Raw genomic sequence first — 17,402 nt, forward strand, 5'->3', positions numbered from 1 at the left:
AACCGCTTCAATCCCTCACCCAAAAGTGTAACAGGCCGCTCTTTTTGCAGGCAGTTTGCTAAGGCCGCAACTTACCCTGGCTGCGCAGGGCATTAATGAGTGTGTTGTTGTTGCGCTCATCATTTACAGTAGCACCGGAACCCTGCCCGGGATAGCCTAATGCTGCCGTTAGCTTTACATCGGTATCGTTACCGCCAAAGGCCCTCATGGTGATGGATTCAAAACAGGTGGAGCTTAAGTAAATGGGCATGTGCACCGCGTAATAGATAACTTTTTTGTTTACCGTAACGGCAAATACCTCCCTGCCTTTAAGATGGAAGAATTTTTGCCAGGTACCGGGGGCAAGCGTAAACTCATGCTGTAGCCTGGAGTATTTTTTTATGTCGCTGTTGCTTATAAAAGGCTGATCTTCAAGCACCGTTGTTGACGTATTTACCTGGCATTTTCCCGGTACCAGTTCAAATGACTTAAGAAGGTAAATTTCAACCTGCGTACCGACCCCATCTTTACTGCAGGAAGAAAAGGTGGAAAGGCAGAAGCAAGCAATCAGCAGGTAAATGTTTTTCATGCAAACAGTTTAGGTGCTTATGACTTTAAATAAGCACGGTTTGTTGCAACGGGCATAACTTTTTTAATAAACCACCATAAAAGGTACAATAAAAGCAGGTTAATACTTAATGGTAAAGTGTTGTTTTACTTTGCTTTCTTTCCTAAAAAATACGATGCCTATAAAAAACAGGTCAATAGACAGTGTTACAGCTTCCTGGTTTTTAATGTATTCCCAGGCAGCTTCCATTTCTTCACTCCAATGTATATCATCAAAAATAAGAATGCTGTTGGCATTTGTTTTTGGCAGCAGTTTATGATAATAGTTGACAGTGGGATCTTTACGGTGGTTGCCGTCAATAAAGGCAAAGTCAATTACCGGCAGTTGTTGTAACAATGGGGGTAATGTATCATCAAAATTGCCCTGCACCAGCGAGATATTGTGCAGGTTAAGGCTTTGAAAATTCTTCCTGGCAACATCTGCAACAGCCTGTGCGCCCTCCATGGTAATTACTTTGGCGCCGGTATCTGCTGCGGCAAGATAGGCCGTTGTAATACCAAGGGAAGTACCTAATTCCAATGTTGTTTGCGGGCGGTAGTAATTAATCATCCTGAAAAGCAACTGGCTGAATTTCTTTTGTTTCAATGCGCTTTTGGCAATGGAGGATACAGAACGTTCATAATGTGGATTTACCCTTGAACCGGCGCCGAAGTCTTCAATAGTTAACACCCGGTCATCCTGTTTCAGCTTTTCCCTTAGCTGCTCAATTTGCTGGTAGCAGTAATAAGTGCGGTCATCATTCAATACGTGTCGGATAAACTCGTACACAAAGGGTGAGTGAACACCATGCCCTTTTCCATTAGATGCGGCAACACGATACTGAATAAATTTTTTAAGAAGCTGCAGTTTGGAGTACATAGCGGCAAATGTAAGCAAGTTGCCGGTTACCGCTTATGCTTGTTTCCCGGAAGAGCTTTCGGGTTAGGGGCAGTTAAATTCTTTCCCAGCGCTGAAAACTGTAGTCATAAGCATGCTTTTCATCTTTAAAAAAATCCTGGTTGGCTTCAAGTGTAAACTTCATTTCGTCAATTTCCGGGAAAAAAGCATCGGCATGTTCAAAAACATGGTGTACACGGGTTATATAAATGGTGTTTGCAATGGCGATGGCTTCCCTGTAAATTTCGCCGCCCCCAATAACCATTAACTCCTTGTAATCCTGCTCTTTTGCTATAAAAATGGCATCGTTTAAATTGTTTACCACAACAACGCCATTGCCGTTGAAGTTCTTCTGCCTGGTTATCACAACATTCAGCCTACCGTTAAGCGGTTTACTGTTTAGGGCTTCAAATGTTTTACGCCCCATAGCCACCGGCATAGCCCATGTAATGTTCTTAAAAAATTTCATATCGTTAGGCAAGGTCCATAACAGTTCCCCATTTTTTCCAATGGCATTATTTGTTGACGCGGCTACGACTAAACTTATTTTCATTCAATGAAAATAGGGTATAGACTGGTAATACTAAAAAAGATATTTGGCTTCCGTTTTCCAGGGAGTGACGGCAGCTAAGGCAGCTATTTCACTTTGAGCGGAGCTGTGATGTAAAAAAATGTTGTACGCCGCCAACAACATAATTTATCCCGGATAACACCTGATTAAAGCCAGTTAATAAAAAGCATTCGTGATATTTTTCATTGGCTATTGACAAAATCTAAAAGGCGGAGTATTTTACAAACATCTTCCGGTAATACTGTAATAATCCAAGGGAGAAAGCCTCTCCTGTGAAATTTTAATTCTGTCTGATCTCCAACATCGAAAAGCCTGGAGGTTTTCTTAGCCTTCAGCAACCCGTTAACTGCACGCAGCATATTATTTTGCTGTGTTCAGAAAGCTCCTGAAAAGCCTTTCGTTTAAACCATTGTACTAACCGCCTGCTGCATTTGTGCAAGCGGGTAAACTTTTAAACAAAAACACATGAAACCAACTTTATGCGCCGTGCTACTGTTGTTGCTAAACATTGCAGGCTTTGCGCAAGCTAATCAAACGCTTTCCAATTTAACAAGCCCAACCAATATTAACCAGGCACTAATACCCAGTGCCAATAATGCGAGAGACCTGGGTACTTCCGCCAGAACATGGAGAAATTTTTACCTTGGTACAGGTCTTTATTTTGGAAGTAACCTTAGTTTGCATGCACCCGGTACGGACAATTTCTTTGCAGGCCGTAATGCGGGCAACCCCGCACTAACCGGGGCCTCCAACCTTGGTGTAGGTAATTACGCATTAGACAATATTACTACTGCCAATAATAATACCGGGGTAGGTTTCCGATCGCTTAATACCTTATCAACAGGTAATAATAACGCGGCTTTTGGTTTTAGAAGCCTCTACAGCAATACTACCGGCGCTGCTAATACCGCCGTAGGTTACCGGGCACTGTACGCTAACGCCGGCGGTTCTAACAGCACCGGTATAGGGTATAACGCGTTGGCTGCCAGCAGAGGCTCCTACAACACCGCACTGGGTTCTGAGGCATTGCTGGCTAATACAACCGGCTTTTCTAACGTGGCTGTTGGTTTCAGGGCATTAAACAAGAATACAACAGGCGCTAACTCTGTTGCAGTTGGAGATTCTGCGCTTTACAACAACAACAACAATTATAAAAATGTAGCTGTAGGCAGCAAAGCTTTGTACTCTAATACCACAGGTTATTACAATGTAGCCGTGGGTTACCAGGCACTGTATTCCAATAATACCAGTGGTTACAATACGGCATTGGGTTACCAGGCCTTGTTTGCAACCACCGGCAGCGCTTACGATAATACGGGCACAGGTTTCCAGGCGCTGTACCGCACAACAAGCGGTTCAAGAAATACCGCCAACGGTGTGTGGGCCCTGCTTAATAATACAACCGGCAGTAATAACAATGCTTTAGGCGTATATGCGCTGGAGCAAAATACATCTGGCAACGATAATGATGCTATCGGCTTTTACTCCCAGTTTTATAACAGCAGCGGTTACAGCAACGCTTCCCTTGGTAGCCACAGCCTTTTTGCCAATACCACCGGGCATAACCTGGTAGCCATTGGAGACTCTGCCCTCTACAGCCAAAGTGCCAATGTTAGCGGGTTTTACGTAAATACGGCTGTAGGCAGCAAAGCCTTGTACTCCAACACCACCGGGTACTCTAATACAGCCATAGGTTTTAATTCGCTGAGGGCAAATACTACAGCGGCATATAACACTGGTGTAGGCGGATATTCACTTAACGCCAATACAGGTACGGGCAATACCGCTGTTGGCCTGTCCAGCCTTATCAATAACACTTCAGGCGGCTATAATGCAGCCCTGGGGTTATCCACTTTAACCAGCAATCAAACAGGGTTCTACTTAACGGCGTTGGGCACTTATGCAAATGTTAACGCAAATGGTTACAGCAATTCCACAGCGCTGGGCTACAATGCCATCATCACAGCCAGCAACCAGGTAATGCTGGGTAATACTTCCGTAACGTCAGTAAGGGCTGCGGGAAGTTTTGTCATTTATTCTGATGGCAGGTATAAAAAAGACATGAAAGAAAATGTTCCGGGGCTTGATTTTATTAAAGCTTTACGGCCGGTTACCTACCATTATGATGTACGCGGGCTGAATGAGAAGATTAAACCCCAGCAATCAACATCCGCGTCAAGAACAGCAGGAGCTACGGCGGACGCATCGGCAGACCGCAAAAATGAAATGGAGGAAAAAGCAATAACTGAAAAAGAAAAGAAACTGTACACAGGCTTTGTGGCACAGGAAGTAGAAGCGGCCGCTAAAAAACTCAACTATGATTTTAGTGGAGTTTACAAACCTGAAAGTGATAAGGATGTATATGGCTTAAGCTACAGTGAGTTTGTTGTGCCGTTGGTAAAAGCCGTACAACAGTTAAGCGAACAAAATGATGCCAAAGACGAAAAAATTGCCGCCCTGGAAGCCCGGCTTGAAAAGCTGGAAGCATTGCTGGAGAAGAAAACCGCCACTGCTAACGTGACTGATGCAGATATTTCCCAGAACTCACCCAATCCTTTCAAAGGGAGCACACTTATTAATTACAACCTTCCTGCAAGGTTTTCTTCCGCACAGGTAGTAGTGTATGATGCCGCCGGAAAAACGCTTAAGCAAATCAGCATTTCAGGCCAGGGCCGGGGAATGTTGCGGCTGGACGGGTCATCGCTGGCGGCAGGGTCTTACAGTTATGCTTTGGTAGTAGATGGTAAATTGGTGGGCAGTAAAAAAATGCTGGTAGGCAGGTAAAGACTGGTTAGTTTTATAGTATGGGACGCTATGCTGTAACCCGGTAGTGTACGAATGCCCGGTGCATGATAAAGTTGGTTGCTGCCGGGAAAACTGCTTTGGGATGTGTAGCCTGTAGCTGCCCATAGCGGTGGCGTACAAGAGTGCGACGCAAGGGACGCCCAATGGCAGTTCCTGCTGCCGGACCCATAAAAACAGTATTCATACAAAACGCCGCTTTATAGCGGCGTTTTGTATGAAGGTTCAATTTAGTTTTTTAGCAACTTAAGCATGCGGTTATCTTTACCGCTGTTGATTAGTTGTACCATGTAAATGCCATTTGGAAGAGTGCTGATATTACATTCGTGTATCTGGCTGCCTGGCAGTAACGTTTTACTGATGCAGGTTTGGCCTGCCGCATTAATAACCCTTATTGCTTTGAGCGGCTGGTTGCTGTACACTTTAACAAGTGTTTGCCCAGCCGTTACATTGGGGGTTACTGATACCTGCCATGCGCCGGTAAAACGCAAATGCCTGGTTTGGCTGTAAATACTTACGCCGTTGGCGCCAGTGTGCCTGATGCGGTAAAAGTTACTGCCTGCAAGCGGTGTGTTATCTGTAAAGTTGTAGCTATTGTTACCATTGCCTGCATGTGTTTTAACGGTACCCGCTGCTGCCCAGTTGAAAGCATCGGCACTTTTTTCAACAGTAAAAATCTCATTGCTTGTTTCTCCTGTTGCTGCCCAGGTTAGAAGTGCCCTGCTGCCAATTTGCTGTGCGGAAAGATCTATGTGTTTTACTGCAAGCACCGCTGAACCCCACCAAACTGTATAAGTAACCTCGGGGGATTTTAACCCGGCCCAGTCTTTTACAGCATAGTTAAAACTGAAACCGGAATTGCCGTTTTGGTTAAACGTAACGGTGAGCAATGCAGGGTTATAGTTTGCAATGGTAAGCGGCCCGTTTATTTGCACGCCATTATACGAAAGCTGGTTTCCGTTCATATAGTTAAAGCCTGTAATTACAAATGTAGCACCCTGGCCCAGGCTGCCTTCTTCCGGGTCATTGCCATCCAGCGGAAACATGTTGCGGTAACTGCCGTCCATTGGATAGGTGCCGCCACGGGTAGGTACGGGGCTTATTTCGTAAGTAAAAGAAGTGGCTTCAGGAAAACGGTCAATACCAAAATTTGCATCGGTAACATTTGTGCCAGCAAGTGTGGCAGACAAAATACCATCTGCCGTGCCATCGCTGCCGGTACCTGTACCATTCTTTTCGCCGGTGTTGCCCCAGTTAACCGGAAGGGATGGGGTGGTGCTGCCGCCGGAGCTTTGATGTAAAACGATACTGTAAGTGCCATTGGGAATGTTTACAAAACTGTATGTGCCGGGTGCTGTAACCTGCACTGTACTGGTTATAACACCTGACTGTACCAGGCTGGCGTACAGTGGCTGGCTGCCTGGTATGCTGGCGTCTATATCATTTCCATTAACAGGGCTGCCATCAACTGTACTGTTTGCAAGGCCGCTGGTATCGTTAAAAACATTGCCGCTTATTTGAGAACATGCCTGCTGAAAACTGTGAAAAAACAGCCTGTTGGCATTTGAATTGACCGTAGCGCCGGCTGTTACCCCAAATACAAAATCAGCATTGCTGTAACTGCTTTTAACAGCCGCAAGACGATAGGCAGGATCTGTGGAAGGAACAGATGCGGCCGGGATGGTTTTTGGCCTGTAATAAGTATACCCACTACCGGGCCCGCCGGAAACAAAACCACTGTTTTGCAGGCTGCTGCCTAATTGTACAGATGAAGGTGCAAAGCTGGTAGCGTAGCCAGCCACATCTACATAAGATGATGATCCGGTGCCATCAATATCAGGAATAGTTAAGGATATATTGGAAAGAGTTACCGGAGTGCCATCGGGGTTAGAACTTGTGGCAGAGCCTGACTGCACAAATTTAATATTGTACACTACATAAGGATTTTCATCCGGCCTGATTCCACTTAGTGAAAGGTTGCCGTTTCCATTAACAGAGTTATCTACTATTAAGGAGCCCGTGGGTACATTTTCTGCAGTAATAGTTATTACAGCATCGTACCAGGCGTTGTTGGTAAAAATGGCATTCTCTTTCAGCAGTTTGTCGCCAGCCTTCAGGTCGGTAATTGTACCTGTAGCCGTTAATAATACCAGTTTGTTGGTGCTTCCCTGTATGCTTCCGCAGTTATTATCAACCAGGGTAACGGTAACGGCGCCTGTATTGGATGATTCCTTGCCTGCATTATCAACCGCTTTAAATGGTATTGTAACCGTAGTGGGGCCATCTGCCGTTGGGTCAACAGAAATTATTTCTGTTGGCCTGCCGGTTTCATCAGCCGCTACGGTTACCCCGCCTGCGGGAAAGCTGACATAGCCTGGGCCATAGGTGGTAAACCCAATTTTGATGCTGCTGGCCCCGGTGGGAATGGCTGTAATACGTATGGATGTTACAATACCCGGTGCAACATCTGTACTGGCTGCTGTATTGCTAAAGGCATTGGGCGGAATGACTACCTGGTTAACGCCATTGGGATTGCCCACCGTAACTGTACCGCTGCCCGCCGTAGGCAACTCTTCAATACCAAAGTTGGCATTAATGAGATTGCCTGTAACAAGGCCCAGCGGCAGGTAGCCGTCCGCACTTCCATCACTGCCGTTGCCAGTACCCAGAAATTCACCCACGCTGGCAAAATTTGAAGGCAACATTAGCGGGGGTATTAATGCGCCAACCGTAGCGGTTGCGGTGGTAACAAAAACCGCGTAGCTTGCGCCTTGCACCACGCCTGTATTGAAAAGATAGGCGCCATCAGCGCCAACATCGGCAACCGCCGTTACCTGGCTTGAGTTTGTATTGAAAAGCACAGCTTTAAGGCCACTGCCGCTGTAAACGTTTCCATCAACCCTGCTGTCCGTAAGCCCGTCTTCATCATTATAAACTGTACCCTGTATGGTTACCAGTAATATGTTGGCTGAAAATTCGCTGGTGCTGCCCGTGTTGGTGGTAGCAGTGTTGGTAATATAAGAACTGCCTTTAACAAGCCCCTTGCCTGTAACATCTATGGTTCCGCTGAAAAGGCCGTTGGCATTGGCTGTTAGGGTACCCAGGTATGTTTGGCCTTCGCCGTGGGCTGAGTTTAGCCCATCGCCACTGATTACCTGCCCGCTTTGGTCTGCCGGGCTGTTGTTGGAAGTAAAAAATTCTATGGTGGCATTGGCAAACAAGGCGTTGCCTGCGGAATTGTTTCCTACATATCCTTCAAGGTAAAGTGTGTTGCCGGCAAGAGAGTCAACCGTAAGGATGCCGTAATCTGCCAAGCGGTTGGCATTGCTGGCGGAGGGTGTGCTTAATGCGCCATCGTTGGGGGTTACAAACCAATCGCTGTTGGATGAGCCCAGGTTAATGCCCAGCAGGTAGTTATTGTATATGGTGTTTTGTGTAAATGTATTATCGAACACGAGGCCTCTGCTGCCGGTAGGGAACAGGTTGATGCCGCCTCCGGAAGTACTGTTGGCAATAATGTTTTTACTAATGGTATTCTTATAAACGGAAGTGTCTGTTGCGGAAAGCGTACCGCCGCTATACAGCAGGATGCCGGTGTTATTGCCCGAAGCGGTTATCCCATCGGCCAACAGGCCGATATAGTTACCTGTAACAAGGTTGTTTTTGCTGGTGGCAACCGGGTTGCCATTAAACTTTTCCCCGCTTATATTAATACCTGTGCCTGCATTTTCCCGGGTGTTTACAATTATGTTGCGTTGGGATGCGTTGGTTGATGAACCTATGGTGTTGGATGTTGTGCCCGATAAAAGGATGCCCCCGCCATTGGCCAGGTTGGCGCCGGTACCGGTGCCGGTAATATCCGTGCCGATATAGTTGCCGTATATAACATTGTTGCCGGCCAGCCTGTTAACATCGTAATTGGTACCGATGGGGTAGTACACATTAACGCCGGTATTGTTATAATAGTTGCCACCTTGCTGGTTGGCAAAAATAACAATGGCATAGCGGCGCATGCCGGCTATTATGTTGCGCTCAAGTGCATCGGAAACGCCATTACCATCTGTTCCAATCCTGAAGCCGGTGCAGTTAACAAGGGCTATGCCGTAGTTCTGCTGGCCGCTGGTGGTAAAGGTTTGCAGGGGTGTTACGCCATCTTTTCTAAGCCCGATGGTGTTACCAGCAATAATGAAATTGTCGCAGAAAAAAATGCGCAATGGTTCTACAGTGCCATAAGTAGAGGCCTGTGTTGCATGGGCAAACAGGTTGCCCTCATTGGCATCATTAATGCCATTTCCATCTGTGCCAATTACCCAGCCCTGCAGGTTTGAAACGCTGCCGGAAATTTTGCCAAACGCTGAAATTATATATCCGCTGCCGGTGGTGGTATTGCCTGTGGCATCTGTGTTAAAATAGTTGCCCCATATTTTAACGCCGCTTACAGTAGTGCCTTGTGGGGCATACGAGCCTATACCGCCGCTGCTGTCTGTGGTGGCAAACGCCAAGCCGCATATTTCTGTATTGCTTGCCTGTATATCAAAAAAATCAGCAATGGGAGAAGCAGGTGATCCAATAAGTTGGATAGTTAAGGTTCTTGATGCAATAGGGCCTTGCAGGGCGCCGGTTTGGCTGTAACCGTTTATGGTCATTTGCCTGGTAATTATGGGCAGCGCAGAATTTAGAGTGATGGTTTTTACGCCGGTGCCGGAAATGCCGAAGTTGATGGTATGCGGCGCTGAGGTATTGGCATTAGCCTGTGTAATGCAGTAACGCAATGTGCCGGAAGTACCACTGCCGGTGTTTGCATCTGAGGTGGAGTTAACTGTGTAGTTGGTGGCATGGCCTGCTAAGGGCAATAACATTACAGCCAGCAACTGTACAAGTATAAAAAAGGAAATAAGTAAAGGGTTGCTCTTTTGTTTAATAAAAGGGTAGATGAACTTCATAAAGTATTGATTAGGTGGTAAATTGAATGTGCCGGTATGATAAAAGAGTGTGGCTATGCTGGAGGCGGGTTTGCGGTGCCTGACCGTATTGTAATGTTTGACAGAAAAGGCGCTAAGGTTATTGCATAGCAGTGGCTGCCGGTAAAAACGAGTATTTTAGCTTTCATAGTGAAACGGATGCTTGTTAAGGTTTACTCCTGTTTAAATTAGATAATAAGCTATTGTATTGCCTAATGCTTACAGCATTGCAATTCAGCAACAGCAACAACTACTGCTTCAGATAAACCTTTTACAATTTGGTAGTAGCGTTAACGCCTGCATGTGGGGATGGCGGCGTACAGATTGTTTTAGCCTGCTATAAACTTACCTGGTGTTTATAGTGGCTGAACGCGGTAAAAATAGGGAAATATTAAAAGCTAAACATTTGTCAGGTATTTTATTTTGTGGAATTATGCTCACACACTAAATGGCTGAGACCAGTAAAAACGTAATTCGTTGTTGTGCCCGGTTGATATAACCGGTTATAAGAAACCTTAAACCTGGCGCTAAAAGCGCCCCTGCTTGTCATAAATGCTGCCCATGCAACCTGTATGTTTCATATAGTTTTACAGTACCTAATCAATGCTGTAAACATGCAGAGAGATGTGTTCCAGGCTATAGCAGACCCAACAAGAAGGAAGATAATCAGCATGATTGCTGAGCAGCCGATGAATATAAACACTTTGTCCGCAGGTTTTACCATAAGCCGGGCCGCTGTGTACAAGCATATCAAAATATTAAGGGAAAGCGGCCTTTTGGTAGTGCGGCCCCGTGGCCGTGAAAGATATTGCGTGGCACGCCTTGATAAGCTGGAACCGGTACTGGATTGGCTGCACCAGTATGCGAAAGTTAATGCTTTGCAGCCCGGGGTTTGCAAAACGGAAACAGCGTGAGTAAAGGTATTGCCGAGTTTTCGAACTATCAATCTCTCACTTTTAAGAAAACAGCATAGATTGCTTATTAGCTATTTAAACTATACCTGTAATTATGAAAAAAGTACTTAAAGTAATTGGCATCATTGTTCTTGCCCTGATCATATTCGTATTAATCGCGGGATTATTTGTTTCCAAAGATTATCACCTTGAAAAAAACATTACCATTAATGCGCCACGCGAAAAAGTTTGGGGCCTTGTTAACTCATTTGAACAAATGGACAAATGGAACCCCTGGAAAGACCCCGACCCCAATATACAGATCTCCTACGAAGGGCAACAGGGTACAGTTGGCTCAGTGTATAAGTGGGAGGGCAACAACGATGTAGGTGCCGGTAATCAAACCTTTACCAAGCTGGAACCCATGAGCCGTACAGAATCCCACATTAATTTTATTAAGCCCTTTAAAGGCGAAGCCGATGTGTTTCTTCAACTGGATGAAGTAAGTGGCGGCACTAAAGTAAACTGGGGCTTTGATACCAGGTACAGCTATCCCATGAACACCATGCTGCTTTTTATTGATATGGATAAAATGATGGGAGAGAAGTATGATACCGGTTTGGCAAGGTTAAAAAAACTGGCGGAGCAATAATTACAGTCAATAAATACATTCTGCAAGCGCAGGGATAACCGCAAAAAACAACATTCATCCGTTTATGTAACCGCGGGTAAACAGCCGTTGTTCATCACGTATTATGGGTTATGAAAAGAGGAACACAACTTAAGCTGCAGCAGTTAAAAATCATCATCATAACCTGGATGCTGATGGGGTTCCTTATATCTGTGTACGACCATTTGGTACTGCTTACTTCAAGCTCCCTCGGGCCTTCCGCCGAATATATTTTCATGGTAAATGTTGCCCGCAACGTTGGCGCCGGGTTGGTTGGTGCATTGCTGGGGGGCAGCTTCCTGGTGTTTTATGTAAACGTAAAATACCAGGATAAACCTTATGGCTATACCATTGTTGCCGTAAGTATTTCTTTTGTAATGGTGGTGGCGCTGGTAACCTTTTTAATGGGGCTGGTTATTGTATCGTTAAGGGTGGGCAATATATTTACCGATGCCGCTGCCGGCGCAGCTTTCAAAAAATTCCTGAAAGACACATCGCACTTCAAAGCGCTGATAGCATGGTCATTTGTGGTGGCCATAACACAGTTAATGCTGCAGGTAAACAACAAGTTTGGCCAGGGCTCTTTCTGGAACATTATACGCGGTAAATACAATACTCCAAAAGAAGAACAAAGGATATTCATGTTCCTGGATATTAACTCATCTACCAGCATTGCGGAAAAGTTGGGCGATGAAGTTTACCACGCTTTGCTGAAAGATTTTTTTGCCGACATTACCAACCCTATACTTGAAAACAAGGGCAATATATACCAGTATGTAGGAGACGAAGTGGTTATTGCCTGGAAGTATGACGAGGGGATAGAGAACCTGCAATGCCTGCGGTGTTTTTTTGATATGAAATTGCTGGTGCAGCAGAAAAAAGACAAATACATGCAACGCTATGGCCTGGTGCCTTCTTTTAAGGCTGGCATACATTGCGGCCGTGTAATTGCCGGCGAAGTGGGCATCATCAAGCGGGACATTACTTACTCCGGCGACGTGCTGAATACTGCTTCCAGGATACTGAACAAATGCGGGGAATTTAATGCTGAAGTCATTGCATCCACAGACCTGCTCTCCGGCCTGCAGATTGCCAAAGAATACGTTTCCCGGCCGTTGGGCGCTATTAAACTGCGTGGTAAGGAAAAAGAAGTATTGCTGCATGCGCTGGCGCCTGCCGGTAAAACAATGCATTTTTAGAATAGGTTTTTTAGGGGGTGCCCCCAAGCTGCGCAAGGGGTCGGGCTTTCCGCTATTACTCCGGCACAAAACCTCTGCTGCGAAGGCCTCACCGGGGTAACCGCTTCAATCCCTCACCCTTAGGTCACACTTCCTGTTTCTTTTGCCGGCAGGCAGTGTGCAATAATGCTGTTTACATAATACTGTCAGCCTGAGCTTGTCGAAGGCTTGTCGAAGGCGGGGTAACAAAATCATCTTGTTTCACGGTTTCGACAATGCTTCGATAAACTCAGCATGACAATAGGCAACCTGACATGAGTTTTTTACAGGAGCAACATTTAGTTGGGCCGTAATCATACTTTACCGGCTTCCGTCTAATTATCTATTGCCATTAATGTCGCATTTTGCGCAGGGTAAATTAGCTTTGGCATCCATGAAGTCAAAAACACCTGGGCAGGCCATAGGAAAAAACCAATCAAAGAAAACCATCATCGTTATCGTCATAGCTGCAATTGCTGTTATGGCTGTATTAAGCAAAACACTATTCACCGGTAACAAAGAAAACGGCATCGCTGCCATCCCATCCGCAACGTATGAACAGGGTAAAACACTGGCCGCCCAATATTGTCAAAGCTGCCACCTGTTGCCAGACCCTTCTTTGCTTGATAAAAAATCATGGAAAACGCTTTTGCCTGAAATGGGGCTTAACCTGGGCATACATACACCCTCCGTACAATCCATTGCGCAGGAAGACCAGGGCTTTTACCCAACAAAACCAGCCATGACAGATGCCGAGTGGCAAAGCATACTGGCCTATTACGATGCTGCCGCACCGGAAGCGTTGCAGCGGCCGGCCGGCATTGTGCCGGCTAACCCTGGCTTGCCCTATTTCTCGCTGTTGCCTGCGCCGGATTTTTTGGTAAGGCCTAACCTCTGGGCTTCTTGTGTAAAGATTGAAAATTCCGTAAGCCCGGCCCGGTTGTTTGTATTTGATGCCAATTCTCAACAACTGTTTTTGTTTAGCCAGGATGGTTTCCTGGATTCTGCCCATGTTAACGGTATGATTGTGGACATGCAGTTTTACAACGGTGAAATATTTGCCTGCAGCATGGGCAACCAGCTTAGGATGGGCGCTGATAAAGACAGGAATGGCTCCGTTTTTCCTGTGGTGGTTTCCGCTTCCGGCAAACTACAGGTAAAGGCCCCCTTGTTCACCGGTCTTGCAAGGCCGGTGCAGGTATTACCGGCCGATATGGATAATGACAAACGCACCGACTTTCTCATCTGCGAATTTGGAAAACTTACCGGCTCGCTAACATTGATGCGGAATACAGGTACCGGCAAATACGACAAAAAGGTATTGCGCAACCTTCCCGGCAGCGTTAAAGTGCAGCTTGTGCGCAATGCCCAAACAGGGTTACAGGATGTTTGGGCGTTATTTGCCCAGGGCGATGAAGCCATCATCCGGTTTACCAACAAGGGCAACGGGCAATTTGACGAATCAACAATGCTGCGTTTTCCGCCGGTGTATGGCTCTACATCTTTTGAACTGGCTGATATGAACAACGATGGCTTTACTGATATTGTATATGCCTGCGGCGATAACGGCGATGGTACGCCCATTCTTAAACCTTACCACGGCGTTTACATTTATGTTAATGACGGTAACAACCATTTTACGCAGCAATACTTCTACCCTGTAAATGGTTGTTACAAAGTAATAGCCCGCGACTTCCGTAAAACAGGTAAAACAGACCTTGCGGTGATAGGTTATTTTACCGATGCCAGTAAACCGGAAGAATGGTTTTTTTACCTGGAAAACAAAGGCGGCCTTAGCTTTAATGTATTTGGGGCGCCACCATCCACAGGTATTACAAATGCACTAACCATGGATGCCGGAGACTTTAATGGAGACGGCAAACCTGACCTTATCATCGGTAACGACTTTGCCAGTAATAACCCGCAGCGTAAAGGCCCCCTGTTTATTATTTTAGAAAGTGTATCGCAGTAATGTTTTCTACAAGGCTACAAATGCTAATGCACATGTTCTATGTGTGTAATGACTGAACAGTAGTGGCGCAGCCGCTCTGCGGAACTTGCAGTTCCGCGGTACTACTTTGTCGCTTGCAGCGACCGTGTTTCGCACATTTCCCTGCCTGTAAACTAATAAGCCTGTTACACTAACGGGTGAGGGATTGAAGCGGATACCCCGGTGAGGCCATCGCAGCACGGCCTTGTGCCGGAGTATGAGCGGAAAGCCCGACCCCTTGCGATAGCTTGGGGGCACCCCAAGTACGAAGTTAGAAGTACGAAGTACTTACTTATGTTAGATGTTTGATGTGGGATGTACGATGTAAATAAGTACGAAGTACTTAAATATGTAAGATGTACGATGCGTGATGTTAGATGTAAAAAGCTGTGAAAAAGCATTTGAAAAGTATAACCTCTATAAAAAATAGCTGTATGAAAAAAACACTGGTCCCGGTTGCATGCCTCTTGTTTGTCCTGTTATCAACCTATACAAAAGCTCAGCAACCCGCGGAACGCTGGCCTGAAAAAAAGATATGGGACTGGTACAACAGCCAACCCTGGTTTTGTGGCTTTAACTACATACCCGCTTACGCCATTAACTATACTGCCATGTGGGATAAAACAACTTTTGACCCTGTTGCCATTGATAAGGAACTGGCATTGGCCCAGCAAAGTGGCATGAACGTGCTGCGGGCTGTTTTGCAGTTTGCGGTATATGAGGATGACCCGGCTTATTTCTTAAATACACTGGATACTTTTATGGCCATTTGCAGCAGGCACAAAATAAAATTTATGCCTGCCTTATTTGATGATTGCGTATTTGGCATTGAGCATGACCCAAAGATTGGCAAACAACCCGAACCTTTGAAGGGATGGTATGCGTGGTCATGGTCGCCCAGCCCCGGCCACAGCATGGTGGTGGATGAATCAACGCATCCACGTATTGAAAAATATGTGAAAGCGGTAATGGAAAGATTTAAAAACGACGACAGGATTATGACATGGGACCTGTACAATGAGCCAACCAATGGCGGCCTTGGCTCTGCTACATTTCCACTGCTGAAAAAAGTAATTGTTTGGGCAAGGCAGGTTAACCCCATACAGCCGCTAACCGTTGGTGTTTTTGACAGGAACAAACGACTGAACGATATAGCGCTGCCCGCTTCGGATATCATCAGCTTTCATAACTACGATGATAAGGAAGCTTTACAAAAGCATATACAGGAGCTAAAGCAATACAACCGCCCGCTGGTGTGTACAGAATGGCTTAACCGCCCCAGGAAATCTATAGTGGCCACGCATTTGCCTGTATTTAAACAAGAGAATGTAGGGTGCATGCTGTGGGGCCTGGTAAACGGCAAAACGCAAACCGAGTTGTCCTGGGGCCACCGCCCCGGCGACCCTGAGCCTACTGTTTGGCAGCATGATTTGTACCGGGGAGATTTTACACCTTACGACCCGCAGGAAATTGAAACCATTAAGAAAACAATTGCAGAAAGTAAGAAATAGACAGCGCATTGGTATGTTGCACTGGCAAAACATTACCGTCATATCTTCATTTGGCCCCGCAACCAAGCGGGGCCAAATTTTTGTTGAAACCATGCCAGGTGCCGCAAATTGGTTACTACATATTAAACAAGAGAGGACTATTGCATTAAGGAAACAGCATTGAATGATAAATGTAACCGCTGTACGGTGTTTTGGGCATATATTCACAGGTAAACAACCGTGTTATGAAGTACATTGTTTACCTGTTTGCCCTATTATCATTCACAACCTCATGCGTTGCGCAGCAACAAACAAAACCGGTACTGGTTATTCACGGCGGGGCCGGCACCATACTTAAAAGCAACATGACACCTGAGAAAGAAAAAGCCTACCGGCAGGCGCTGGATGAAGCCCTGGCCGCAGGTTATGCCGTATTAACCAAAGGCGGCGCAGCTTTGGATGCGGTGGAAGCAGCCATAAAAGTGCTGGAAGATAACCCGCTGTTTAATGCCGGCAAAGGAGCGGTGTTTACCAATGAAGGAAAGAATGAAATGGATGCATCTGTTATGGATGGCAAAACCCTGAAGGCTGGTGCAGTGGCGGGGGTAACAACCATTAGAAACCCCATTACCGCGGCAAGGGCTGTGATGGACAAGAGTGAGCATGTAATGATGGCCGGCCCCGGTGCAGAAAAGTTTGCAGCGCAGCAAGGCTGTGTTATTGTTGATCCCTCTTACTTTTTTACGCAGGACCGTTGGGATGCCCTGCAACGCGTTAAGGCGGAGGACTCAACCAAAACCAGGCTTGACCATGATGGTGCAAAACCAGGCGCATCCATCAAGCAGCCCGGTAACAGGGATAGTAAATATGGAACGGTAGGTTGCGTAGCGCTGGATGTACATGGCAACCTTGCCGCAGGCACCAGCACCGGTGGCATGACCAATAAGAAATTTGGGCGCATTGGAGACTCGCCTGTTATTGGCGCAGGTACTTACGCGGATAACAATACTTGTGCGGTTAGCTGTACCGGCTGGGGGGAATTTTTCATAAGGCTGGTTATGGCAAAATCTGTAAGCGACAGGATGGAGCTTGCCCATGAAAGCCTGGATAAAGCGGCAACGGAAATGATTATGCATAAGCTTGGCCAACTGGGTGGCGATGGCGGGCTGATAGCTGTTGACAGGGATGGCAACATATCCATGCCGTTTAACACAGAAGGAATGTACCGGGCATACATTAATGCCGATGGTAAAAAGGAAGTGCTGATATACAGGTAAATTATTTGGCCGGTACCTGCCCCCATAACAAAACGTTGCCGCCAAAGA

11 protein-coding genes are annotated in these 17,402 nt (G+C 46.2%); 7 read left to right on the forward strand and 4 right to left on the reverse strand.

Going from position 1 to position 17,402, the window contains the following annotated elements; translation table 11 throughout:
* Positions 1-58: 58 nt before the first annotated feature.
* From F0364_RS23560 to F0364_RS23570, 3 genes are all read right to left on the reverse strand, one after another.
* On the reverse strand, positions 59-568 hold the full coding sequence (locus F0364_RS23560) for a hypothetical protein (protein ID WP_153800280.1): 510 nt from the start codon (positions 566-568) through the stop codon (positions 59-61).
* 99 nt (positions 569-667) lie between these two features.
* Positions 668-1,465, reverse strand: a complete 798-nt coding sequence (locus F0364_RS23565) for an O-methyltransferase (protein WP_153800281.1) — start codon at positions 1,463-1,465, stop codon at positions 668-670.
* A 73-nt stretch (positions 1,466-1,538) separates the two neighbouring features.
* Complete coding sequence (locus F0364_RS23570) at positions 1,539-2,036, reverse strand: dihydrofolate reductase (protein ID WP_153800282.1); 498 nt, start codon at positions 2,034-2,036, stop codon at positions 1,539-1,541.
* 483 nt (positions 2,037-2,519) lie between these two features.
* Here F0364_RS23570 and F0364_RS23575 point away from each other — a divergent pair, with 483 nt between their 5' ends.
* Entirely contained in the window at positions 2,520-4,838 is a 2,319-nt protein-coding gene (locus tag F0364_RS23575; RefSeq protein WP_153800283.1) for a tail fiber domain-containing protein, read from the forward strand.
* 248 nt (positions 4,839-5,086) lie between these two features.
* Here F0364_RS23575 and F0364_RS23580 read toward each other — a convergent pair whose 3' ends face one another.
* Positions 5,087-9,799, reverse strand: coding sequence for a T9SS type A sorting domain-containing protein (locus F0364_RS23580; RefSeq protein WP_153800284.1), 4,713 nt, complete (start codon positions 9,797-9,799; stop codon positions 5,087-5,089).
* Positions 9,800-10,431: 632 nt separating this feature from the next.
* Here F0364_RS23580 and F0364_RS23585 point away from each other — a divergent pair.
* The 6 genes from F0364_RS23585 (at position 10,432) to F0364_RS23610 (ending at position 17,354) form a co-directional block, all read left to right on the forward strand.
* Entirely contained in the window at positions 10,432-10,731 is a 300-nt protein-coding gene (locus F0364_RS23585) for an ArsR/SmtB family transcription factor (protein ID WP_153800285.1), read from the forward strand.
* Positions 10,732-10,825: 94 nt separating this feature from the next.
* A complete protein-coding gene (locus F0364_RS23590) occupies positions 10,826-11,362 on the forward strand; it encodes an SRPBCC family protein (protein ID WP_153800286.1) in 537 nt (178 codons plus the stop codon).
* 110 nt (positions 11,363-11,472) lie between these two features.
* Positions 11,473-12,579 (forward strand): adenylate/guanylate cyclase domain-containing protein, encoded by a 1,107-nt coding sequence (locus F0364_RS23595; RefSeq protein ID WP_153800287.1) that lies wholly within the window; start codon positions 11,473-11,475, stop codon positions 12,577-12,579.
* A gap of 412 nt (positions 12,580-12,991) precedes the next feature.
* Positions 12,992-14,569, forward strand: coding sequence for an FG-GAP and VCBS repeat-containing protein (locus F0364_RS23600; protein WP_207632845.1), 1,578 nt, complete (start codon positions 12,992-12,994; stop codon positions 14,567-14,569).
* Positions 14,570-15,021: 452 nt separating this feature from the next.
* Positions 15,022-16,098 carry a cellulase family glycosylhydrolase gene (locus tag F0364_RS23605; RefSeq protein WP_153800289.1) on the forward strand — a complete coding sequence of 359 codons (1,077 nt, stop codon included), beginning with the start codon at positions 15,022-15,024 and terminating at the stop codon, positions 16,096-16,098.
* 224 nt (positions 16,099-16,322) lie between these two features.
* Positions 16,323-17,354, forward strand: a complete 1,032-nt coding sequence (locus F0364_RS23610) for an isoaspartyl peptidase/L-asparaginase family protein (RefSeq protein ID WP_153800290.1) — start codon at positions 16,323-16,325, stop codon at positions 17,352-17,354.
* Positions 17,355-17,402 lie beyond the last annotated feature (48 nt).

Origin of the sequence: Foetidibacter luteolus, assembly GCF_009650435.1 — a bacterium.
GTDB lineage: Bacteria > Bacteroidota > Bacteroidia > Chitinophagales > Chitinophagaceae > Foetidibacter > Foetidibacter luteolus.

Excerpts from the sequence above, each read along its gene's own strand:
- F0364_RS23560 (WP_153800280.1), bottom strand. The coding sequence starts at position 568 with ATGAAAAACATTTACCTGCTGATTGCTTGCTTCTGCCTTTCCACCTTT.
- F0364_RS23565 (WP_153800281.1), bottom strand. The coding sequence starts at position 1,465 with ATGTACTCCAAACTGCAGCTTCTTAAAAAATTTATTCAGTATCGTGTT.
- F0364_RS23570 (WP_153800282.1), bottom strand. The coding sequence starts at position 2,036 with ATGAAAATAAGTTTAGTCGTAGCCGCGTCAACAAATAATGCCATTGGA.
- F0364_RS23575 (WP_153800283.1), top strand. The coding sequence starts at position 2,520 with ATGAAACCAACTTTATGCGCCGTGCTACTGTTGTTGCTAAACATTGCA.
- F0364_RS23580 (WP_153800284.1), bottom strand. The coding sequence starts at position 9,799 with ATGAAGTTCATCTACCCTTTTATTAAACAAAAGAGCAACCCTTTACTT.
- F0364_RS23585 (WP_153800285.1), top strand. The coding sequence starts at position 10,432 with ATGCAGAGAGATGTGTTCCAGGCTATAGCAGACCCAACAAGAAGGAAG.
- F0364_RS23590 (WP_153800286.1), top strand. The coding sequence starts at position 10,826 with ATGAAAAAAGTACTTAAAGTAATTGGCATCATTGTTCTTGCCCTGATC.
- F0364_RS23595 (WP_153800287.1), top strand. The coding sequence starts at position 11,473 with ATGAAAAGAGGAACACAACTTAAGCTGCAGCAGTTAAAAATCATCATC.
- F0364_RS23600 (WP_207632845.1), top strand. The coding sequence starts at position 12,992 with ATGAAGTCAAAAACACCTGGGCAGGCCATAGGAAAAAACCAATCAAAG.
- F0364_RS23605 (WP_153800289.1), top strand. The coding sequence starts at position 15,022 with ATGAAAAAAACACTGGTCCCGGTTGCATGCCTCTTGTTTGTCCTGTTA.
- F0364_RS23610 (WP_153800290.1), top strand. The coding sequence starts at position 16,323 with ATGAAGTACATTGTTTACCTGTTTGCCCTATTATCATTCACAACCTCA.